This is a genomic window from Glaciimonas soli (assembly GCF_009497155.1).
GTDB lineage: Bacteria > Pseudomonadota > Gammaproteobacteria > Burkholderiales > Burkholderiaceae_D > Glaciimonas > Glaciimonas soli.
In genome coordinates this window covers 264,445-287,758 of record NZ_WINI01000009.1, presented here as the reverse complement: position 1 = coordinate 287,758, position 23,314 = coordinate 264,445, and the positions used below count along the sequence as shown (strand labels likewise).

The window sequence follows — 23,314 nt, the reverse complement described above, 5'->3', positions numbered from 1 at the left end:
CTACCGACAGACTGAACATCCGACCATTGCGGCCAATATCGACTATCTGATTATTGCCACCGATCTGACCATCGAAGACGTCGGACAAGAAACCCAGCGTGCCGATGCCCCGCATCAACAATTTACCATCCATTGTGACTTCGAAGTGGTGCCGCTGAAGGGCAACACCTACCGCCCCGAGCGCGTCACGCCGAGTCCAGTGATGCGCACTAGCGTTGCGCGTGTGGTTGGCCCGGACAATCAGCCGGTCTGGACCGATACGCTCGGTCGCATCAAAATTCAATTTGTCTGGGATCGACGTGACCTGAATAACGAAAACAGCAGTTGCTGGATACGTGCCGATCAGCTCTGGTCAGGTAACCAGCTTGGCATGACGTTTATCGCCCGCATCGGCAGCGAAGTCATCGTCGATTTCATCGGCGGCAATCCGGATCTCCCGATCATTATCGGCGCCGTTAATAACCAAAATAATCTGCCGCCATGGAATTTGCCCAGCCAGCAAGCGTTATCCGGCATACGCTCCCGCGAGTTTAGCGACAATGGCGGCAACAGCGCCAACGGGCGCAGCAACCATTTGATCTTCGACGACACGCAAGAGAAGATACAAGCACAATTTAAAAGTGATCATCAGCACAGTCAAATCAGCCTGGGACATATCGCCCGGATTGAAGATAACGCAGGGCGCAAGGATGAACGCGGCGAAGGGCTAGAAGCCCGCACCGATGGCGCAGCCGTAATACGCGCTGCGGAAGGCATGTTATTGAGTACCGATGCGCGCCCGAAAGCGGCTGGTAGCATGCTCAGCCGTGACGAACTGATCCGCGAATTGGAAGAGGCCATCCGCATCGCCAAAGGTCTGGGCCAATCCGCTGCCACGCACGAAGGTTCACCGCGTGACACCGAACCACAACAAGCACTCACCAACGCCGTCGAAGCCCTTGGTCACTGCAAAGGTGATGAAGTTAATTTGAAAAATGGCACGGCACCACAACAACCTATCATCGCCATCAGTTCCCCCGCTGGCATCGCCAGCGCCACGCCAAAAGATCAAACGCATTATGCCGGTCAACACATCGACACCGTTGCCGGTGGCAATCAGCAACATTATGCGATGGGTGATATTTCGCATACGGCAAGAAACAACATCGAAGGTTTTGCGGTCGATGGCGATATCCGGCAGATTGCCAACAAAGGGAAAGTCATCCATCAAGCACAACACAATACGATGGAATATACCGCAGATAAAACGCTGTCAATGACATCAGTAAATGATGGCGCCACCATCAGCGGCAAGAAGTACATCTTGCTGCAAGTGGGCGAAAGTTATATCCGCATGACGCCGGATATGATAGTGATTAATGGGAGGATTTTGAAAATGCAGAGCGATCATCCGACGATTACCGATTCGCAGGGAAGCAGTGTGAATGTACAAGGTTTTACCGCAGCTGGCGTATTCGACGAAACGTTCAGTGTGCGGAGTGCCAGTGGCGAGCCGATGGCAAACATGCCCTACGCGTTACAGCATCAAGACGAAGGGCACAACAGCCAAACCGAACGGTTTGGCAAAAGCCCATCGGTGACGACGCCAGAAGAACAAGCGCTCAAGTTTGGTTTGCATATATCCCAATTTAAAGTCACGCAAAACAGCCCGGCAGACGATGAAAATAATAATCAAGGAACCTCTTCATGAATAGTAAAGTGATCAGCAGAACCCCAACGTCCGTTACCGCGATGACCAACAGCACGCGAGGCACTTGCGTCGATTTGCAATGCAGTTGCAGCGTTATGTGGTCGATGGGAACATTGTTCTCTTACACACGCTTGAGCACCTATGATAAACCGCATGACGAATACACCTTAATAAATGATTACAGTGCGCGTGCCCGTCGTATTGCGGCAACCTATGCACGCTTTTATCTGGAGAAAGAAGATTTCAGTGATGTGAATAAGAAAGGTCGTTTCTATTGGATGGCTCTAGGCGCTCTAGCCAGCAAGACGGTAGCCTGTGCATTGGAATCGTGGCAGATGGGATTGGCGCCGGAGTCAGTGGTGGAGAGTTTTGGGAAAGGTAATTTCTGGCTATTTATCGACATCGCCACCACCCACTGGTTTTGGGCAAGGGATCCGAAGGGTTTCAAGCAATGTGCTGCTGAGCGTCCCAAAATTGATGAATTTGTTCCAAAAATAAAAGACCACATGCGGCAATTGCCGTGGTATCAGGACGCAATGGGGAAACTCCATAATCTGCCGATTACGCCAGAGATGTTTAAAGCGTTTGACGTGATTGGGGAATTTGAAAATGCCACTAAAATTGATAAACCCGCATATCAGTTTAAGCATCTGATGTTGGTCGCCCAACATGAGCAGCACAACATCCTGCAACCACTGATCTACGACAACAACCCTGTTTTAAAGAAAGTACTGACAGCACAGAGGGTTGGGCGCGGGGTTAGCCATATGCCGGACCCTATGCAAGATGGGGCAATACCTTATGATGATGGGGGGGCATCTGCTACGATCAACATGGTAAAAGCCGTGGTACCAGAGCTGGAGCTGGTGTTTACCAGTGCTTGTACTGTTGATGATCCTCAACTGAAATCGGTAGCACCGCTGGATACGGTGGTAAACGATTTTGAGAGTCGGATGCAATGGATTAAACAGGCCGCTTTGAAATTTCATGGTTTGATGCAAGAAAAGACAGAATTCATGGAGAGTGAATTAAGCACCATAGCGACCTGGTATCAGGATACCGGGATGGAAGCACTTAAAAATCGGATGGCAAAGAAATGAGCAAATCAATCCGGCGTAAACGCATCGTGATGACTTGTTCTATTGTCGGCTTCCTACTGGCATCCGTTTTGGTATGGTCGACAACTCCCTTGTCGTCAGCAAAGAAATCACTGGTGACCAACACTACAAAATCAACAGAAGGAGATAGTTCCATGAGCCCTAAAGAAGTCACCATCCGTCTTGGTCAACAAGGTAGAGAGTGGGTAGATATGTACCCAAATGCAGTACATGCCAACGACAAAAATGCAAATGGCGAAATTGTTTTTTATGATGTCGATTGGAAATCAGATCAACTAACTAATCGACAGCTTGGCACTGTGCGTATTGACCATGGAAACAACAGTTTTAGCGTTCCTTATGTGTTGAGTATTATGGGGACGGCACTACCGCAAGATTTTCCAGAAGAGGGAATTTATAATTTTGATCTCAGCGTTGCGATATCTCCCAACTCTACAAATTCTCATGCTATAGCTCTGCACCAATTTTATGCGTTACTCAAAACTATCCAAAATGCGGGATGGAAAAGAGAAATTGGTGTCTACAATCCTCGCCTCAGTGGGCGCGATGCCTTACTCTATTCGCAGGCGGGGGGTAATAGCAATTATTCTGTCGATGCAAACTATGTACCGGCGCTAGATGAATGGATGAAAATAAACGACTATACAGACTGGAAATTTTACGCCAATGAGGTGTATCTAGATGTGACCTTTGTGCGTAATCCAGACAAAATGGATCCAAATCAGCCAGGGGCTTACTTAGTTTCGTTAAATTTTAAAAGCGCCAATGCCGTAGAGCGTGCCTACTTTGACAAAAAAGACCGCCCACGCTACAAAGAATTGTATCCTGCCGAGCGCAAACGACTGGCAAAACTGCGCGGAGAAGCTGAACGAAAAATCTCCTCCCAATACCACATTGATGAAACGTATATTGACCCTGATGGTGAGACGTTAGCACCGGGATGGATTAGGCAGGGGGAGATAAATTAACGACGCTCAGTCATCATCAGCCTGCCCACAGGTAGCACTTCTTCTAGGAAATTGCGAATCACCTGCATTCCCATTCGATTCATACGATCTGCGATAGCGACCACTGTGCAAAATTTTGGATCATCGGCACAAACAATAAACGTGGGCGAAATTTGGGCGAAAACGGAGACCTTTCCAGCCCTCGCCAGACCGATTAGCTTTTGTAACATCTAGCATTTACACGGTCTGGCGGAGTCTGGGATGGTTTGTGATGGTGGAGGCGGCGGGAATCGAACCCGCGTCCGCAAGTCCTCTACAGACAGTTCTACATACTTAGTGCTGCCATTTGATTTAATCTGGCCGACGCGGACGCACACGCTGCGGTCAAACGAGTTACCTAAATTTAACTTTTAGCCAGGTAACCCGACTAAAAGCGATTCTCTGTAAATGACTCTACTGCTGTTGCCAGCCCACCCCAGAGACGAGATGGTGTAGAGCTAGACAGCGATTAAGCTGCTAGTGCGTACGAGTTATCGTTTGCAGTTATATATTTTCTGGTTGTATTTACGAGGTAGCCAGCCCTCGGTATGCCCTGCGCTGCTTTGTAACCCACGTCGAAACCAGGTCGCCCCCAAGCAGACTCTATTGTAACGCACTTAGCCTGCATGTTGTGCCGGCGCTGTGATAGTGCGATGTTTCACAGCGCTTTTGTTGCATTTACTTCATGGAAAAATCCACCCGATTTGGCTTGCCTTTGTCTTTAATGCCGTCTGCGGTCAATTTTGGGGCGATCAGGAATACCCTATCCAACGGAATTTTGCCGACGTTCTGCAGATAATCGCGCACCGCTTGAGCACGTTGGTCGGCCAGATTACGTAACTCATCCGGTGTAACTTTGGCGTTAGTCAGGATTAATTTCTCCATTTCTGGCACTGGCAACGATTTAGTGAAACCGATCATGTTGCGAGGTTTGTCGAATTTTTCGTCTTTGTAGACTTTTTCCATGTATTGCGCCTTATCGGCGTCAGTCAGGGTGATTTCTTGCGGCTCTTTGGCGGCAGTAGTGTCGCCCGCGATGTCTGTATCTGCTGCGGTTTCAGCGTGCGTTTCAGCAGCAGCTTGGTGTGGCGCATGTTTTTGTTTCAAGGCGTTCATTTTATGATTCAGCATAGCTTGTCTTAGCCCAACAGTATCAGTGTCTGGGTCAACCCGACCGATGATATCCATTTTTAATGCTGGACGATCAATCAGGGCTTTAACTAGCGTATCGAGTTTGGCTTTGCTTTCCGGTGTGAGGGTGGCTAAACCGGGTTTGAATTCGATATAGCTCAAATCCGCGCCGCCGCTGCCAAACATATTGCCGATCAACGCAAAAGGTGAGGTAACGGCTTTGACGATCAGATTGACGATGACGCGGATGATGATGCCACCCATCGAGAAATGCGGATCAGACAACGAGCCACTAATCGGCAAATTGATGTCGATCACACCGTTGCGATCTTTCAGCAGCGCGATGGCTAAACGTACCGGAAGTTTGGTCGCTGTCGGGCTATCGATTTTATCGCCAAAGGTGAATTGATCAATCTTCAAATGATTTTGCGCAGTCAGCTTTTGTTCTTCAATTTTGTACTCGACCTCCATAGACAGCTTGCCTTTAACGATGGCGTAGCCGGCATACTTGGCAGCATAGGATGTCAAACGCGGCAGTTCAACGCCGTCGGCACTGCCTTTGATATCCAAAAACATTGGCTTGAACAGTGGGTTAAACGTCCCGGAAATGGCGACTGGTGCGTCATTATCAATTTTTCCCTTGATGTCAATTGGTGCTGGCGCGGGTTTGTCCGAAGCGATTGCACCGATGGTCCCGTTCATACCGGTCATGTTGGCGGTGTAATTAGGTTTGATGAAGTTGTCGGTGAAATTGATGTTGCCACTTTTTAGCACGATTTGACCAATGTGAATAATCGGTGCCGGCGCGTTGCTATCGGTCGCAGGTTTGCTTGGTAAGGTGGCAGCGGTGGTGTCGCCTTTAACCGTTTTATCGACGGCGACCGTGGCAGCAGCTTCTTCATTATCGACACTACTTGCAGCCTCCGCCGATGCTGCCGCAGCGGCAGCAGCATCAGGTGCAAGTGCAGGTGAGCCAGCAGGCGCCGCTGGCTCGGATTCCGGTGCAGGAGCAGCTTTCGCCCCGGATTTTGTTGCGGCTTCTGATACAACTGATTTTTTCCCGACTTTGGACACGCGCATGTCTAGTAAATTTAAGCGGCCAGTCGGCGATAGAATTACGCGCGCAAAAAAATCATTCAGTGTGATTTTTCCTAGTGTGACATTTTGACGTGGACCGTTGATATCGGCATTAATGCCACTAACATCGAGTAATTTCCATTTTAAAAAGTCGTAGCCGTTTACTTTATCGACCAAATGAAAATTGGTAAAACGCACCATGCCGTTATAGCGCGCAATCAATGTCTGCCGGGCTGTCGGCGGAGTGAGTTGCAGTCTGCCTTTGGCGTGTGCAAGACCGCTGGTCAAGGTCACATTAAAGAGATTCGTCAAATACGGGTGCAGTGCCGGAATCGGCAGATTGAGAGCGTCAATCGCCAGATCAAATGATTTAAGCTGTGCAGCAGCAGTGCCGTTGATCTTGAGTTTTCCTGTTTTGTTGACCCGTGTATCTAGCGATATTTTGGTGGGTTTATCCAACTTGCTGGAAACATTTTCGAGTTTGAGATTGAAGCCATCAACACTAAATGCTGCTGTCGGTGTAACGCTATAGTCTTTGAATGAGACATTGCTATCGGTGACAGCGACAGTATTCAGATTGGCGAGCCATTCTGGAGCGCTACTTTTCTTAGCTGAAGATGTTACCCGCGCTTTAGTCGGTTTTTTTGCGTTTTTGGCAAATTGTTGTAGATTTATTTGGCCACGTGCATCGCGTCGCACATCGGTTTGTATACCGGCGATGGTGAGTGCTGTTGCGTTGAACAGATGTTTTTCCACATCGACACTGGCATCAGTCAAGCTCATTTTTTTCACGGCCAGACTACCATTGCTGGCCGGTTTGCCAGCCAGTTTGACATTGTCGATGTCGACGCCTAATTGGGTGAGCAACACCTTGCCATCTGCGACTGCCACTTGAGTTTTTAACGAAAGTTGACCGGACAGATCAGCGGCCAATGCACCGTTCAAATACGGTTGGTATTGCGCCAGCGATAAATCATCAATGCTTGCTTCACCATTGACCGCCGCGGTTGCAGGCGAAACGTACCCTGTAAATTTTATGGCTTGATCTCCAGCGTTGCCGACAGAGGCGGTGATGGCAGCGGGTGGTGCATTGGCAGCCAATGAGATGTGCTTTGCATCGACCGTCAGATTTTTTAATTGCATCTCCATCTTTGGTGATGCGTTGGATGCATCGGTCCAGTTAATCACACCGTCGTTAATGTTTAATTGCGTGAGCGCGATGGCCGGAGCAGCCTTGGGTGCTGCCTTAGTGGTCGCAGCATCGGCTTTTTCTGATGCCTTGGCAGAGTTAGCTTCGCCGAGTGTTGCCCAATTGAGCTTGCCATCTGTATTCATTGCCGCCCAGATTTCTGGTGCTTGCAGAGTGACTTTATCGATCACTGCAGTGGTAGTCATCAGGTCGAATTTCCCGATCTGGGTATCCAGGGTCTGTGCTTTGAGTAGCGGGGCAGGAGTTGCGCTCTTATCTGCGAGGGCGATATCGCTGAGTTTGATATCGCCTGATAAATTGATTTCAGGCTTGCTATTAGCCCGCGCAAAATTCAGATCGAGTTTGGTCGAGAGCTTGGCACTTTGTATCGTCAACGGCAAAGCGACCGGAGAAAAGCCGACGTAACTGGCAACATCAAGTTGATCAATATCGAGCGCTAGTGTGGTTTCCTGACTGCCCGCAAACGGCTTAGAACGGCCCTTCAATGCAAATGGCGTACCGTTTATCGTTGCGCTAAGTTTCGGTTGTACAAAGGTATTGATGTCGCGGTTAAGGTTGGAAATGAACGGCACACCGATATTAAGTGCAGCGACATTGATTTCTTTGCCGGTGACTTTGTCGTCAAACTTAATGGTGCCGTTATCGAGCTGAATATTCTCGATGGAAAATTTGGTTTCGCCCTCGGTTTTGGGCTTGGCCAGTATGCGGTCAATAATGTCAGAAAAATTATAACGACCGATGCCGGCGGCACTGGTACGTATCAAATGCACAGTTGGAGAGCTTAGTTTTATTTCATCCAATACTGGTGCCAAATGAATGATGGACGCCAGTGATGCGTTGACCGTCAGGCTTTTGAACGATAACGCGGGGGTGATTTTGTCCGGTTCGTAGAGCGTGAAATCTGAGGTAGTTAAATTTAACGTCAGTGGGTTAAAAGCGATTTTTCCAATAGTCGCTTTACGACCAATTTGTTGTTCAATTTGTTGTTCCGCCAAGTGTTTTACCAGCGGCGGCACCGCGATCCAACTGATAACGGCCAGCACTGCCAGTACGGCGATAAATATGCCAGTCCAGCGCAGAGTACGAGTTAGCCAAGCAGGGCGGGGAGAGTTTGCCATAGTGGTTGTTTTTCGTTACTGGTAAGGAATGATATACCGACACAGTCTATTGAGCCAGAGCCATGCGGTTTACGAGAGTAATGCGCGTTTTTTAGCGATAAGTGCAGCTAGTACAGCCCTTAAATCCTAAGGGTTTCGTTCACTCTGCATTGCTGAAGGCGTTGGTTGAAGAATGCGCAGAACAGCACGCAAACTTCTGGACTACTCAGCAGGCATCAAGGTTTTTGACGGATAACAGTTTTGAATCTGTTCGCGATCTAATCACGCAACCTTGCATAGGCTCTAAGAAGCTTGTGACTGCCGAATTAACGCGATCAATTCAGCCGGTGTGCTGATAAGTGCATCTGCTTCCCATGTGCTCGGTGCGACATGGCCGCCATAGCCCCAACCGACTGCAATAGTGACCATACCGGCGGCGCGACCGGCTTGGATATCGCGTAAGTCGTCGCCTACATACCAGCATTGGGAAGGCATTACATCCAGGCGTCGCGCAGCTTCCAACAACGGTGCGGGATGCGGTTTGGTATGTGGAGTAGTGTCACCGGAGATGACGCAGCCGGCGTCTTGTAGACCGATTTGCGGCACCAGAGGATCGGTAAAGCGCGAGGCTTTGTTGGTCACGATGCCCCATTGCAGCTGCTGATGCTGTATGTCTTCAAGCAAATGCGCTATTCCGTCGAATAGGTGGCTTTTTACAGCGAGCGCTTCTGCGTAATGGTTAAGAAAGGTGACACGTAAATCTTCGTATTCATCTTCGCCCGGCTTGATGCCAAAGGCAACGCCAATCAAACCACGTGCACCAGCAGAGGCAACTGGGCGCAGGTGTTCATAAGCGGTAAGAGTGAGTCCACGCTCACTTTGCAGACGCATCATTGCTGCTGCCAGATCTGGCGCAGTGTCGGCAAGTGTGCCATCGAGATCAAACAAAATGGCACGTGGTGCGGATAATGACATAGAGACTCTTGGTGAAAAATGAATTGGTTAATTACTAAGGCGCCATGTGAACAATTATGCCGGCCGGGTGCAAGCCATTAAATAATTCACACTGGTATCTTGATTGAGCGAATAGATACGCGTGACAGGGTTGTAGCTCATCCCTTTTAAGCCATTGACCGTTAAGTCTGCATTGCGCGCAAATTGTGCCAGTTCGGCAGGCGTAATGAATTTTGCGTAGTCATGTGTCCCTTTTGGGAGCATGCGCAGTACATATTCAGCACCAAGTACGGCAAACAGATAGGCTTTTGGATTTCTGTTTAATGTTGAAAAAAATACTTTTCCGCCCGGTTTCACTAAACCAGCGCAAGCACGCACGATGGAAGCGGGGTCTGGTACGTGTTCCAGCATTTCCATACAAGTAACGAGATCGAATTGCCCAGCCTCACGCGCAGCGAATTCCTCTGCCGAAATCTTTTCATAGCGCACCTGAATGCCAGATTCCAGGCTATGCAAATCAGCAACTTTTAATGCCTTTTCGGAGAGGTCGATGCCAGTCACATTGGCACCTTTTTTCGCCATGGATTCGGTCAATATTCCACCGCCGCAACCTACGTCGAGGACATTCTTTCCCGCAAGAGGAATGGCGGCATTGATCCACTCAAGGCGCAATGGATTGATTTCATGTAAAGGACGAAATTCGGCATCGGGATCCCACCAGCGGTGGGCAATGTCACTGAATTTTTGGAGTTCTGATGGATCTGCGTTCATAGGCATAATGATAGCTGGAAAGTGCTGTCGTGATGATGAAAATGATGGCGACAGTGATGACGAAAAAAAACCTCGCAGAAGCGAGGTTTTTTCGAACTCTTACTGAGTTTGAACTCAAATTTAACTATTAGTTAGTTAAAGTTGGGCCGCCAACTTTTGTCGTGCCAACAACTTCAACCTCAACGCGACGGTTTGGAGCTTGTTGTGCTTGACCAGCTTTAGTAGCAGATTTGATTGTCTTAGGTACCAATGGATTGCTCATACCTTTACCTTCGGTATAGATACGGTTCGATTCAATACCTTTGCTTACCAAGTACGCTTTAACTGCTTCAGCACGACGTACTGACAGTTTTTGGTTGTAAGCAGATTTACCGTACAAGTCAGTGTAACCAACAGCAATGATGACTTCCAGGTTGATCTCTTGCAATTTACCGTACAACTCATCCAGTTTAGCAACGCCTTCTGGTTTCAATGTCGACTTGTCGAAATTGAACAATGTGTCTGCTGCTAATTTGATTTTTTGTGATTCAGCAACTGGTGCTGGCGCTGGTGGTGGAACTACAACAGCTTCAGCAACTTTAACAATTTCACCATCGCAACCTGGTACTGAATCGGCTGGTGTCCAGTAGCCAGTGTGCCAGCATAGACCGTACGGATCACGTGCGATTACGCCACGTGCATCTTGCACGTAAGCACTGTATGGGGTTTTTGCTTGGATATCTGTGATTGTCTGCGCGGAAGCGGTCATTGCGACGACTGCGGACGCAGCGAAGACGAGTTTTGCTAATTTATTCATGTTTCTCCTCTCGGTTGAGATATCCGCAGATTAACTGCGCAACTAAATATACGACATCAAAAATTGGATAATACCACGTGATACGAGCTTTTACATGTGAAATTAGCCACATGCAATTAACTGATCACCATTCTGCCACATGCAGGTGTTGCTAGTGATGTATGCCAAATGTTCATGCACACGTTTTTTGTGCTTCGTTGTTTTTATACAACGTAACATAATGAAAACTTATGTCTCGGCAACATCATATATCGATTTGTAAAAAATAACCGCATTATTTTGCTTAATTGTCGATGGAAATGGCGATACGATCATTTGGGTTTAAATTTATTGCTTAAATTGCAATTAATAATTCACTGTTGCGAGTGTTAACAAGTCGCAATTTCCCGGCTCCAATAATCTGCTCTGGTTGTCGTAGCATCTTTATTTTTTTTAGGCGTATGGCAACTTTAGGTGTACGTTGCTTTATTAGTCTTTGATTAATTAATATGGCTCGTAATGGCGATGATCTGCTGTGCTGCTTTCGTTAAATCGGATCTGACTATGCTTTGGTGCCAGAAAAGGTGAAGTGAAGTACGTCGCATGTTAAAATCGCACGTTGTAATGAGCATCCTTGGTGACATTCGCCACTGCTACGTATGTCGACTAGGAAATACTGCTGATGCTGCACGATTGCTATATAGGCTGGCTTATCTGTTTAGTGATAGCCAGTTCGCCCGTGCGGTCTCTGTCCTTGCGGCTTCTATTCATGACCTATCAACCTAAGTAAAGACTCGTCTACTCGCTAATGGATCAATTCGCTAAAGAAACTATCCCAATTTCCCTCGAAGAAGAAATGCGCAAGAGTTACCTCGATTACGCCATGAGCGTGATCGTCGGACGTGCGCTACCGGATGCGCGTGACGGCCTCAAGCCGGTGCATCGTCGGGTCTTGTTCGGCATGCATGAAATGAACAACGTCTGGAACCGTCCCTACGTCAAATGTGCACGTGTGGTCGGTGAAGTCATGGGTAAATATCACCCGCATGGCGACCAATCTATTTATGACACTTTAGTCCGGATGGCGCAGGAGTTTTCTCTGCGTTATATGCTGGTCGATGGCCAAGGTAACTTCGGTTCGATTGACGGCGACGGCGCTGCGGCGATGCGTTATACCGAATGTCGTCTGGCTAAAATATCCAGCGATATTCTGGCTGACATCGATAAAGAAACCGTCGACTTTGTGCCTAACTATGACGGCAAAGAGAAAGAACCGTCGGTATTGCCGACGCGTATTCCGAATCTGCTGATCAATGGTGCATCCGGTATCGCGGTTGGTATGGCGACTAATATTCCGCCGCACAATATCACCGAGGTTATCAATGGCGCATTGCATGTATTGCGTAACCCAGAAGCGACGATAGACGAACTGATCGAAATTATCCCGGCGCCGGATTTCCCGACGGGCGGCATTATTTATGGCGTTTCCGGTGTGCGTGACGGTTATCGCACTGGTCGCGGCCGCGTTGTCATGCGCGCTAAAACGCACTTTGAAGAGTACGGCCGTGAAGGGCGTACTGCGATCATCGTTGATGAGCTGCCATATCAAGTCAATAAAAAAGCCTTGATCGAACGTATCGCCGAATTGCATCGCGATAAAAAACTCGATGGTATTTCCGATCTTCGTGACGAATCCGATAAATCCGGTATGCGCATGGTGATCGAGCTCAAACGCGGCGAAGTCGCGGAAGTCGTGCTCAACAATCTCTATAAGCAAACGCAACTGCAAGACACCTTCGGTATGAATATGGTGGCGTTGATTGACGGCCAGCCGAAGTTAATGAACTTGAAGCAAATGCTGGAATGCTTCTTGTCGCATCGCCGTGAAGTGGTCACACGCCGCACTGTGTTCGAATTGCGCAAAGCGCGCGAGCGTGGTCATGTGCTGGAAGGTTTGGCGGTTGCATTGGCCAATATTGATGACTTCATCGCCATCATCAAAGCCGCACCAACGCCACCAGTGGCGAAAACAGGTTTGATGGAACGTGCCTGGGATTCATCCGTGGTGCGCAACATGCTGGAGCGTACCGGTGCAGAAAACACCGGCGGCATCAACGCCTTCCGTCCAGATAATCTGCCGACGCACTATGGTATTCAAGCCGATGGTTTGTACAAACTATCCGACGATCAGGCGCAAGAAATTTTGCAAATGCGCTTGCAACGTTTGACTGGTTTGGAACAAGACAAGATCGTCAACGAATATCAAGAAGTGATGGCTGAAATCGCTGACTTGCTGGATATTTTGGCCAAGCCGGAGCGCGTCACTGTCATCATTACTGACGAATTGACTGCGGCTAAAAACGAATACGGTAATAAAGATGCGCGCCGCTCGCAGATTGAGCACAATCCGACCGATCTCGGCACTGAGGATTTGATTACGCCGCAAGACATGGTAGTCACGTTGTCGCACACTGGCTATATGAAATCGCAACCAGTGTCCGAATATCGCGCGCAAAAACGTGGCGGCCGCGGCAAGCAAGCCATGGCGACTAAAGATGATGACTGGATTGATCAACTGTTTGTCGGCAACACGCACGATTACATCCTGTGCTTTAGTAATCGTGGTCGTTTGTATTGGTTGAAAATCTGGGAAGTGCCGCAAGGTTCGCGCAACTCACGCGGCAAACCTATCGTCAATATGTTCCCGCTGCAAGACGGTGAAAAAATTACCGTGGTATTGCCGTTGTCTGGTGATAATCGCACGTTCCCTGAAGACCGTTATATCTTCATGTCGACCAGTTTGGGTACTGTGAAAAAGACACCGTTGTCCGATTTCAGCAATCCACGTAAAGCCGGCATTATTGCGGTTGATCTGGATGAAGGCGATTTCCTGATCGGTGCTGCGCTAACTGATGGTCAGCATGACGTGATGTTGTTCTCCGATTCCGGTAAAGCGGTGCGTTTCGATGAAAACGATGTCCGTCCGATGGGACGTACTGCGCGCGGTGTGCGTGGTATGAATCTGGAAGATGGTCAACAAGTCATCGCGTTGTTGGTGGCTGAAAATGAACAGCAATCGGTGTTGACCGCTACTGAAAATGGTTACGGTAAACGTACGCCAATTACGGAATACACACGTCATGGTCGCGGTACCAAAGGCATGATCGCGATTCAAACCAGTGAACGTAACGGTAAAGTAGTTGCAGCAACGCTGGTTGAACCTAGTGACGAAATTATTCTGATCACAACAGGTGGCGTGTTGATACGCACTCGTGTAGCAGAAATTCGTGAAATGGGTCGTGCAACGCAAGGCGTTACCTTGATCGCGGTGGAAGACGGCACGAAATTGAGCGGTCTGCAACGTGTAATGGAAAGCGATGTAGAGGAAGTAGTGGAAGTGGCTGAGGATGGCACTGGTAATGCTGCGGCTCCAGAAGCCGGTGCTACCGATACTGAATCCGACGCTGAGTAATATTGTTGTTTGTCGGATGGATACTGCTTCGCGCTATCCATCTGACATCATCTTAGTTTTTACCGACGAGTGCCAACATGACGATCTTTAATTTTTCCGCAGGTCCCGCCGTTCTCCCTAAAGAAGTGTTACAACAAGCCGCAGCAGAAATGCTCGATTGGCATGGCAGTGGCATGTCGGTGATGGAAATGAGTCATCGCGGTAAAGAATTCATGTCGATACTGGAAGCGGCTCAACGCGATTTTCGCGAATTGCTGGGCGTGCCGAGCAATTACAAAGTTTTGTTTTTGCAAGGCGGTGCGATTGCAGAAAACGCGATTATCCCGATGAATCTGGCGCACTTGAAGGGCCAATCGGCAACAGTCGATTACATCAATACCGGTTCATGGTCGGTCAAATCGATCAAGGAAGCCAAGCGCTATTGCGACGTTCACGTTGCAGCATCTTCGGAGGCGCAACACTTCGCGCAAATCCCAGCGCGTGATACCTGGCAATTGTCGAGTAATCCATCGTACGTGCATATTTGCAGTAATGAAACCATCGACGGTGTGGAGTTTCAATACACGCCGGACATCGCTGCTGAAACCAATAATGCGCCATTAATTGCAGATGTGTCGTCCCACATTTTGTCGCGCGAGATGGACGTCAGTAAGTACGGCGTAATCTACGGTGGCGCGCAAAAAAATATTGGGCCTGCTGGCTTAACTATTGTCGTGGTGCGCGAAGATTTACTAGAGGGCGGTCATGCGATGACATCTTGCCCTTCGGCGTTCAATTGGAAAATTGTCGCTGATAATGATTCGATGTACAACACACCGCCAACCTATGCGATTTATATCGCAGGGTTAGTTTTTCAGTGGTTGAAAAAACAAGGTGGTGTAGCAGCAATGGAGCAACGTAATATCGCCAAAGCGGCGCTGTTATATGATTACTTAGATTCAACCGATTTCTACCAAACCAAAATCGCAGCCGACAGTCGCTCGCGTATGAATGTACCTTTCTTTTTACATGACCATGCACTCAACGATGCTTTCCTCGAAGGAGCGAAAGAACGTGGGTTATTACAGCTAAAGGGCCACAAGTCCGTAGGCGGTATGCGCGCTTCTATTTACAACGCAATGCCGTTGGAAGGTGTGCAAGCATTGGTAACTTATTTAAAAGAATTTGAGAAGCGCGAACAGCGCAAGTAAAGATACGCAGGAGTAGGGTGGGCATGGCTTTTTGTGCCCACGCGGTATGGAGCCAGGTATGTCGATGACAGGGTGGTGGCAACCATCTCTGAAGTTGTCGATGGCATTCTGAGACTCTTCGCGTGGACATAAAAAGTTAAGTCGATCCTGCTCTGCTTACGTAAATTAGGAAGCAAGCAAATGAATATAGAAGACAAGCTCAAACCATTACGCGAACAAATCGATGCGCTTGATGCGCAGATTTTAGTGTTATTGAATCGTCGGGCGGAAGTCGCCCAAGAAGTTGGCCACGTCAAAGCGGAAACCAACGCTCCTGTATTCCGGCCGGAACGTGAAGTGCAAGTGCTGCGTAAAGTGGCCGAGAATAATCCTGGCCCGTTACAAGCCGGCGATGTACAAACCATTTTCCGCGAAGTGATGTCGGCTTGCCGCGCTTTGGAAAAGCGCGTGGTGGTTGCCTATCTTGGACCAGCAGGTACTTTTAGCGAGCAAGCGGTATATCAACAATTCGGCCATTCGGTCGAAGGCATGGCTTGTGTATCGATTGATGAAGTGTTTCGTGCGGCCGAAGCCGGGACCGCCGATTTTGGCGTAGTACCAATCGAAAATTCATCTGAAGGTGTGATCAATCGCACTCTCGATTTGTTATTGCAAACTACGTTGAACATTAGCGGTGAAGTATCAATGCCGGTACACCATAGTCTGATGACAAAAAACGGCACGATGGATGGCATTACGCGTATTTGCGCGCATTCGCAAGCGCTGGCGCAATGCAATGCCTGGCTGAATCAGCATTTCCCCAATATTGAACGTATCGCCGTTGCATCGAATGCCGAAGCGGCGCGCATGGCACGTGACGACGCCAGTGTTGCGGCTATCGCGGGTGAGATTGCCGCCCAGACCTATGATGTGCTGATCGTACATGCGCACATTCAGGACGATCCGCATAACCGTACGCGTTTTGCCGTGATCGGTCATCTGCAAACCAACCCTAGCGGGAAAGACCAAACTTCATTGGTGTTGTCGGTGCAAAATAAAGCGGGTGCTGTATATAAGCTGCTGTCACCGCTGTCGACTCACGATGTTTCGATGACGCGTTTTGAATCGCGACCGGCACGTACTGGCGCATGGGAATATTTTTTCTATGTCGATGTAGAAGGTCATGAGCAAGATGAAAATGTTGCCAAGGCATTGGCTGAACTTAAGCAAAATGCAGCGTTTTTCAAGTTGCTTGGTTCGTATCCATTTAGCCTCTAGAGCCTGACACCGTGAAAAAAATCGTTATTTTTGGTGTCGGTTTAATTGGTGGTTCGTTTGCCTTGGCACTTAAAGCGGCCAATAAGAATCCCAAAACGGGGCTGCAGATTGTCGGTGTGGGACGTAGTCAGGCTTCGTTACAGCGTGCGCTTGCATTGGGGATCATCGATACGATTGCAGCTTCGGTCGAAGAAGCGATGGCTGATGCAGATTTGGTATTGATTGCAGCGCCAGTCGCGCAAACGGCCGCGATACTCACCAGTATTTGCCCCTATCTGCAAGCCGGAACTATCGTCACGGATGCGGGCAGTACCAAGAGCGATGTCGAAGCTGCTGCACGTGCAGTGCTAGGTAATAAAATTGCGCAATTTGTCCCCGGGCATCCGATTGCTGGTCGCGAGAGCAATGGGCCAGATGCTGCGATTGTTGATCTGTATATCGGTAAAAAAGTCGTATTAACACCGTTGCCAGAAAACACCGCGGAAGATGTCGCTAAAGTTGCTGCAGCATGGCGTCTGTGTGGCGCCATCATTCATCAATTATCGCCGCAACAGCACGATGAAATCTTTGCGGCCGTCAGCCATTTTCCGCATATGTTGGCCTACGCATTGGTCGATCAGATTGCGAACAAGTCGCAAGCTGATGTGATGTTCCAATATGCCGCAAGCGGGTTTCGTGATTTCACGCGTATTGCCGGATCATCGCCAGAAATGTGGCGCGATATCTCGCTCGCCAATCGTCATGCTTTGCTGGGTGAGTTGAGCGTCTATCAAGCACAATTGATGCGTTTGCGCCATTTGCTGGAAGCTGGCGATGGTGCTGGTCTGGAAGCGATATATAGCAACGCGCAACAAGCGCGACATGACTGGATAACAGCAATCGAATCAGCGGAAAAACAGAATAAAGAAGGTGGAAATTAAATGGCACAGAAACAAAAGAGCTACCCGGCTTATATTAACCTGCAGCCGGCCTCACACATGCAAGGCACGGTGAAGTTACCCGGTTCTAAAAGCATTTCCAATCGCACTTTGTTATTGGCAGCGTTGGCAAACGGTACGACTGAAATTCTGGACTTGCTCGCTTCGGATGATACTTTGGTGATGTTGATGGCACTGAAGCAATTGGGCGTCACATGGACGCAACAAGAGGGCACGCAAAATTACACGGTGCATGGTTGTAATGGTCGCTTTCCGACGCATCAAGCCGATCTGTTTATGGGCAATGCCGGCACCGCAATTCGACCACTGACAGCGGCATTGGCGGCGATGGGCGGCGATTACACTTTGCACGGCGTGGCGCGTATGCACGAACGCCCGATTGGCGATTTGGTCGATGCATTAAATGCTATCGGCACCAATGTTATCTATACCGGCGTTGCAGGTTATCCGCCGTTGCATATTCGTCGCGGTCAATTGCATAAACATGCGATGCAGGTGCGTGGCAATGTTTCCAGTCAGTTTTTGACGGCCTTGTTAATGGCTGCGCCGTTGATGGCGAAGCATGACGCGATCACAATTGAGGTGATTGGCGAATTAATTTCCAAGCCCTATATCGAAATTACCTTGAATTTGATGCAGCGTTTCGGCGTGACCGTTGCACGTGATGGCTGGCAATCGTTTACGGTCGCGGCTGGTCAGCAGTATCAGGCGCCAAAAACAATTCATGTTGAGGGCGATGCTTCATCGGCGTCTTATTTTCTTGCTGCAGGCGCAATCGCAGGTGGCCCGGTGAGGGTCGAAGGCGTTGGCAAAAACAGTATTCAGGGCGATGTCCGATTTGTTGAAGCATTAGAACAAATGGGCGCGACCATCACGATGGGCGACAACTGGATAGAAGCTTCGTCGACGGGAAAACTAAAAGCCATCGACGCCGATTTCAATCATATTCCCGACGCCGCGATGACGATTGCAGTCGCTGCTTTGTATGCAGATGGTGTCAGTACCTTGCGCAATATCGCCAGCTGGCGCGTCAAAGAGACGGATAGATTAAGCGCAATGGCAACCGAATTGCGCAAATTGGGTGCGACAATAGAAGAGGGTGCGGATTATCTGCGCATCACGCCGCCAGCCCAGCTGCAGGCGGCGACTATCGACACTTATGACGATCACCGTATGGCGATGTGTTTTTCATTGGCGACCTTGGATGGCACGGGTTTACGTGGCGCTGCTTTACGTATCAATGACCCAAAATGTGTAGCAAAAACCTTCCCTGACTATTTTGACGTGTTTGCTCAAATCGCAGCGCAGTCGGTGCGTAACTCTTGATATTGGGCGCGATGCAGCCTGTTCACTTTACACTCGATGACATTCAGAATGCTGTCGAGGCTGCTGCATTTGAACGCGGGCAGGGATACGCAGATGAAGACAGAGTATTAAAAACAGAAACAGAAGTGATCGACAACGCCGAATTTTCTTTTCGAGCGACTGTGCGTGGCAGTGGACTGCAAATCTATGCGCAGGAAATTTATGTGTATAACGGTGAGCATGGAGTTGATGTCGAGGGGCATTGCTCTTGTCCTGTCGCTTATAACTGCAAGCATGTTGCAGCGGTATTAATTCATTATTTGCAGAGTTCTTCAGTGCACGCATTATCTGAAGCTATAACACCATCAGCATTGGTGACGACGGCAAAGGTGGAGCCACCTTTGCCGCGTGTTATTGACAACTGGTTGCAGCGGATCGCAGAAGATCGCGCTAAGATAATAGACCTGCCGACAGCCCCGTCGGTGAATCAGGACGTGCTTCATCATGCACCCAACAACCCATCCTTTCGCCTCATTTTCGCTTTAGTTCCGGGGCACAATGGCAAGCAGATCACTTTGCATTTGTGTCGGGCACGATTGCGCAAAGACGGCAGTTATAGCGCAGTCAAGCCGTTAAGTGATGGTCATAGTTTTCAAGAGTCGTTACGCGAAAACATACAAGAAAGCGACCATGATGCAGTCAGTCTGTTCATGGCATTGAGCGCAAATATCAAAGCGCCGTCTTATTATCAACGTCAGGCCAGTCACTGTGAGCTGCGTGGAAAACTCGGGGCGCAATTACTGAATCTGTTGTTGCAGAAAAAGAGTGTGCTGTGGGCAAATTCCTTAGCCGATTTAGGTAAGGGGCAAGCGCATCACATGCAATTGGCGGTGTCACGTCATGCCGTCTTAAACTGGCGCGCGCAGCATTTAGAAGAAGCCGGTGATACACCTGATGAGCGCATGTCTAGCTGGGGACGTCCGAAGAAATTGGCTGTGTCTGCCTACAAGCCGGCACGCGACGCATTGAAATTGGTATGGCAGTTTTCTTCTGAAACGAGTTCCGCGGTTGATACTGCTGCGGCTGAAATCATTGACTATGTATTGCCAACAGATCCGCCGTGGTACATTAATAATCTATCTAGCGGGGAACTGCATTTGCCATCGGCATTGATGCGGATAGCGAACGACGACTTGATTGCTCTGGTAGCACAAGCACCGCTGCTTGACGCGACGAATAAATTGCAAGTGGCGCAGCAACTATTGGTGCAGGGCCTCAATCATGTGATTCCTTTGCCGATAGAGGTGCCGTTTGCACAGCTTGATGCGGTGCAGCCGCAAGTGCTTTTGAAATTGGACAACGTGCCCTATGTGGATGGTTCTACATTGGATTTTGCGCAGTTGCATTTTGTGTATGACGGCACATTGGTGCCGGCATCATTTGCGCCAACTTTGCAGCGCAACAGCGCCAACGGCATAGAAAAAATAGCGCGCGATCCCGTGTTTGAAGCGGCGGCTCAGCAAGTCTTGCTTGCATTGCATTTTCAAGCTACGGCTAGCGATCATCCGCTTGCCACATTACCCGGCGCTTTTGTTTTGCCTGACCAGTCAGCCTGGCTACGGTTCAATCATGACGGCATATCTGCGTTGCAAGAGCAAGGCTGGCAGATTAATAAATCGTCAGCCTATCGTTTTGATGTGAGCGATATTGACGACTGGTATGCCGATATTGATGAGGCAAACGATGATGCGCAGGCGGGTAATACCTGGTTCGATTTGGCGTTGGGGATAGTTGTCAATCGGGAGCGAATATCGTTACTGCCGTTGCTGATTAATTTAATTCGCCAGGCGCCACAGGATTTTAATCCGCGTACTTTAGCGCAACGAGATGATCATGATGAGCTGTTGATGCGCTTGGATAACGGCCTGCGAGTCGCTCTGCCGTGGGGACGTATCAAACCTATTTTGACCACCTTGGGCGAGTTGTATTTTGCCGACAAGTTGATCGGCGACTCTGTGCGTTTATCAAGTCTGGACGCGGCTCGTCTGGCTGAATTGGAAGGTAGTGCGCAGATGCGCTGGATGGGTGGCGAGCGGTTGCGTCAGGTCGGCCATAAGCTCAACACCTTTGGCGGGATACAAGGCATCACTGTGCCTGATGGTTTGCAGGCGACATTGCGCAGCTATCAAATGGAAGGCGTAGCGTGGATGCAGTTTTTGCGCGAATACGATTTCGCCGGCATTCTTGCTGATGACATGGGTTTGGGTAAAACTGTCCAGACCTTAACGCATATTTTGATCGAAAAAAATGCAGGGCGTTTGACAGCGCCGGCCTTGGTTGTAGCGCCGACCAGTCTCATGGTTAACTGGCAGGAAGAGGCTGCACGTTTTGCGCCGGACCTGAAAGTATTGGTCTTGCAGGGCAAGCAGCGCTTAACGCAATTTGAGCGCATCCCAGAATTTGACATCGTGCTGACGACCTATGCCTTGTTGCCGCGCGATGAAGAAAAACTGCGTGAACATGCTTTCCATTTATTGATTTTGGACGAAGCGCACTACATCAAAAATACGCGCTCCAAAGCGGCACAAAGTGCGACGCTTATAAAAGCGCGCCATCGCTTGTGCCTTACCGGAACGCCATTGGAAAATCATTTAGGTGAGCTGTGGTCGCAATTTCATTTTCTGTTGCCGGGTCTGCTGGGAGATGAAAAAACCTTCAATCGCGATTTCCGCCAGCCGATAGAAAAACACGGTGATGAAGCAAGGCGTGCGTTGTTGGTGCGCCGTATCAAGCCGTTTTTATTGCGTCGTACCAAAGATAAAGTGGCTAGCGAGTTGCCGCCGAAAACTGAAATGGTGCGCACTGTTGAGCTTGGCGGCAGCCAGCGCGATGTGTACGAAACGGTACGTCTGGCGATGGATAAAAAAGTGCGCGATGCAATTGCCACCAAAGGCTTGGCGCGTAGCCATATTGTCATTCTTGAAGCTTTATTGAAATTGCGTCAGGCCTGTTGCGATCCACGCCTGGTGAAGATGTCTGACGAAAATGCTGCCACTAAGCACGCACCGTCGGCCAAGTTGCTGGAATTGATGGAGATGGTGCAAGAACTGTTAGAGGAGGACAGGCGGATATTGATCTTCTCGCAGTTCACCAGCATGCTGGTGTTAATCGCCGAGGCACTCGCCAGCGCCAATATTAAGTACACGATGCTGACTGGCGCGACGGAAGACCGAGCCTCAGTGGTGAGGGCGTTTCAACAGGGCGAAGTGCCAATATTTTTGATTAGTCTTAAAGCTGGCGGCGTCGGTCTCAATTTGACGGCGGCCGACACGGTGATTCACTACGATCCCTGGTGGAATCCCGCTGCGGAAAATCAAGCAACTGATCGTGCATGGCGAATCGGGCAAGACAAACCAGTGTTTGTTTATAAACTGATTGCCAAAGGAACGGTAGAGGAAAAAATTCAGGTGTTGCAACAGAAAAAATCTGCGTTGGCCGATGCAATTCTGGGCGACTCGGGGGAAATGTTGGATGGCAAGTTAACTGCAGAAGATTTGCAGGTGATTTTTGAGCCATTACAAGCCTAAAAATTTTACAATTAAACTTTTGTAAGTTCTCAGTCTATTTTAAAAAAAGAAAGTACTGGCTATGCCAAATTCTGCCATCCCGGTTATCACCATTGATGGACCTACCGCTTCTGGTAAAGGTACAGTGGCGCAAAAGGTCGCGCAACATTTAGGTTTTCATTACCTCGATTCGGGCGCGTTATATCGTTTGACGGCGTTATCCGCGTTGCGCCGTAACACGCCGCTGGATGATGAGCATGCCCTGGCGAAAGTGGCCGAGCATTTGCATTGTCATTTCGATGGCATGCATATTTTTTTGTCAAATGAAGATGTCAGCGATGCGATTCGCGCTGAGGTTGTTGGTAATACGGCATCACAAATTGCCACTTTGATGCCGGTTAGGCAAGCTTTGTACGGTTTGCAGCTGGGATTTCGAAAAGCTCCGGGTCTGGTTGCAGATGGGCGTGACATGGGGACAGTGATTTTTCCGCACGCAGCTCTAAAGGTATTTTTAACGGCAAGTGTGGATGCCAGGGCACAAAGACGTTATAAGCAATTGATTGACAAGGGTTTTTCTGCTAATATGAAAGACCTCTCAATGGATTTGAAGATGCGGGATGAGCGCGATACACATCGCAGCTCGGCGCCACTTAAAGCCGCTGATGGGGCACATCATCTCGATACTTCCGAAATGACCGCAGAACAAGCGGTGCAGCAAGTACTTAGTTGGTATGCGGCTGTAAAAACGAATTAAATGTTTTTGTTGTATTTTTCTGG

Annotated in this window: 15 protein-coding genes and 1 other RNA gene; 10 read left to right on the top strand and 6 right to left on the bottom strand. The window is 49.1% G+C overall.

Translation table 11 applies throughout. From position 1 onward, the window contains the following. The coding region (locus GEV47_RS18010) for a type VI secretion system Vgr family protein (RefSeq protein ID WP_153236167.1) at positions 1–1,690 on the top strand (1,690 nt) is incomplete at its 5' end. Continuing rightward, on the top strand, positions 1,687–2,790 hold the full coding sequence (locus GEV47_RS18005) for a DUF2515 family protein (protein WP_153236166.1): 1,104 nt from the start codon (positions 1,687–1,689) through the stop codon (positions 2,788–2,790). The genes GEV47_RS18010 and GEV47_RS18005, both read left to right, overlap by 4 nt. Here the strand turns inward: GEV47_RS18005 and GEV47_RS18000 are convergent. Further along, entirely contained in the window at positions 2,765–2,944 is a 180-nt protein-coding gene (locus GEV47_RS18000; RefSeq protein WP_153236165.1) for a hypothetical protein, read from the bottom strand. The two genes, GEV47_RS18005 and GEV47_RS18000, sit on opposite strands and share 26 nt — an antisense overlap. Between GEV47_RS18000 and GEV47_RS17995 the strand changes: the two genes are divergently transcribed. Then, positions 2,943–3,776, top strand: a complete 834-nt coding sequence (locus tag GEV47_RS17995; RefSeq protein ID WP_153236164.1) for a hypothetical protein — start codon at positions 2,943–2,945, stop codon at positions 3,774–3,776. The genes GEV47_RS18000 and GEV47_RS17995 overlap by 2 nt on opposite strands. A 251-nt stretch (positions 3,777–4,027) precedes the next feature. Here the strand turns inward: GEV47_RS17995 and ssrA are convergent. The 5 genes from ssrA to ompA form a co-directional block, all read right to left on the bottom strand. After that, positions 4,028–4,388: a transfer-messenger RNA gene (gene ssrA, locus GEV47_RS17990) on the bottom strand. Positions 4,389–4,472: 84 nt separating this feature from the next. Next, on the bottom strand, positions 4,473–8,330 hold the full coding sequence (locus GEV47_RS17985) for a DUF748 domain-containing protein (protein ID WP_153236163.1): 3,858 nt from the start codon (positions 8,328–8,330) through the stop codon (positions 4,473–4,475). 282 nt (positions 8,331–8,612) lie between these two features. Further along, positions 8,613–9,284 (bottom strand): HAD family hydrolase, encoded by a 672-nt coding sequence (locus tag GEV47_RS17980; RefSeq protein WP_153236162.1) that lies wholly within the window; start codon positions 9,282–9,284, stop codon positions 8,613–8,615. 54 nt (positions 9,285–9,338) lie between these two features. Further along, positions 9,339–10,034, bottom strand: coding sequence for a bifunctional 2-polyprenyl-6-hydroxyphenol methylase/3-demethylubiquinol 3-O-methyltransferase UbiG (gene ubiG, locus GEV47_RS17975; RefSeq protein ID WP_153236190.1), 696 nt, complete (start codon positions 10,032–10,034; stop codon positions 9,339–9,341). A gap of 127 nt (positions 10,035–10,161) precedes the next feature. Continuing rightward, the gene (gene ompA / locus GEV47_RS17970) at positions 10,162–10,830 is read right to left on the bottom strand and encodes an outer membrane protein OmpA (protein ID WP_153236161.1); all 669 of its coding nucleotides are present in this window, start codon (positions 10,828–10,830) and stop codon (positions 10,162–10,164) included. Positions 10,831–11,617: 787 nt separating this feature from the next. Here ompA and gyrA point away from each other — a divergent pair. The 7 genes from gyrA to cmk all read left to right on the top strand — a co-directional run bounded on the left by gyrA (position 11,618) and on the right by cmk (position 23,291). Next, positions 11,618–14,281: a DNA gyrase subunit A gene (gene gyrA, locus GEV47_RS17965; protein ID WP_153236160.1), complete on the top strand. Its 2,664-nt coding sequence runs from the start codon at positions 11,618–11,620 to the stop codon at positions 14,279–14,281. 77 nt (positions 14,282–14,358) lie between these two features. Beyond that, positions 14,359–15,471: a 3-phosphoserine/phosphohydroxythreonine transaminase gene (gene serC / locus GEV47_RS17960; RefSeq protein ID WP_153236159.1), complete on the top strand. Its 1,113-nt coding sequence runs from the start codon at positions 14,359–14,361 to the stop codon at positions 15,469–15,471. A 180-nt stretch (positions 15,472–15,651) separates the two neighbouring features. After that, on the top strand, positions 15,652–16,728 hold the full coding sequence (gene pheA, locus GEV47_RS17955) for a prephenate dehydratase (RefSeq protein ID WP_153236158.1): 1,077 nt from the start codon (positions 15,652–15,654) through the stop codon (positions 16,726–16,728). 11 nt (positions 16,729–16,739) lie between these two features. Further along, on the top strand, positions 16,740–17,648 hold the full coding sequence (locus tag GEV47_RS17950; protein ID WP_322741694.1) for a prephenate dehydrogenase/arogenate dehydrogenase family protein: 909 nt from the start codon (positions 16,740–16,742) through the stop codon (positions 17,646–17,648). Then, on the top strand, positions 17,649–18,992 hold the full coding sequence (gene aroA, locus GEV47_RS17945; protein ID WP_153236157.1) for a 3-phosphoshikimate 1-carboxyvinyltransferase: 1,344 nt from the start codon (positions 17,649–17,651) through the stop codon (positions 18,990–18,992). Positions 18,993–19,003: 11 nt separating this feature from the next. Next, the gene (locus tag GEV47_RS17940) at positions 19,004–22,558 is read left to right on the top strand and encodes a DEAD/DEAH box helicase (RefSeq protein WP_153236156.1); all 3,555 of its coding nucleotides are present in this window, start codon (positions 19,004–19,006) and stop codon (positions 22,556–22,558) included. 61 nt (positions 22,559–22,619) lie between these two features. Beyond that, complete coding sequence (gene cmk, locus GEV47_RS17935; RefSeq protein ID WP_153236155.1) at positions 22,620–23,291, top strand: (d)CMP kinase; 672 nt, start codon at positions 22,620–22,622, stop codon at positions 23,289–23,291. Positions 23,292–23,314: the final 23 nt, after the last annotated feature.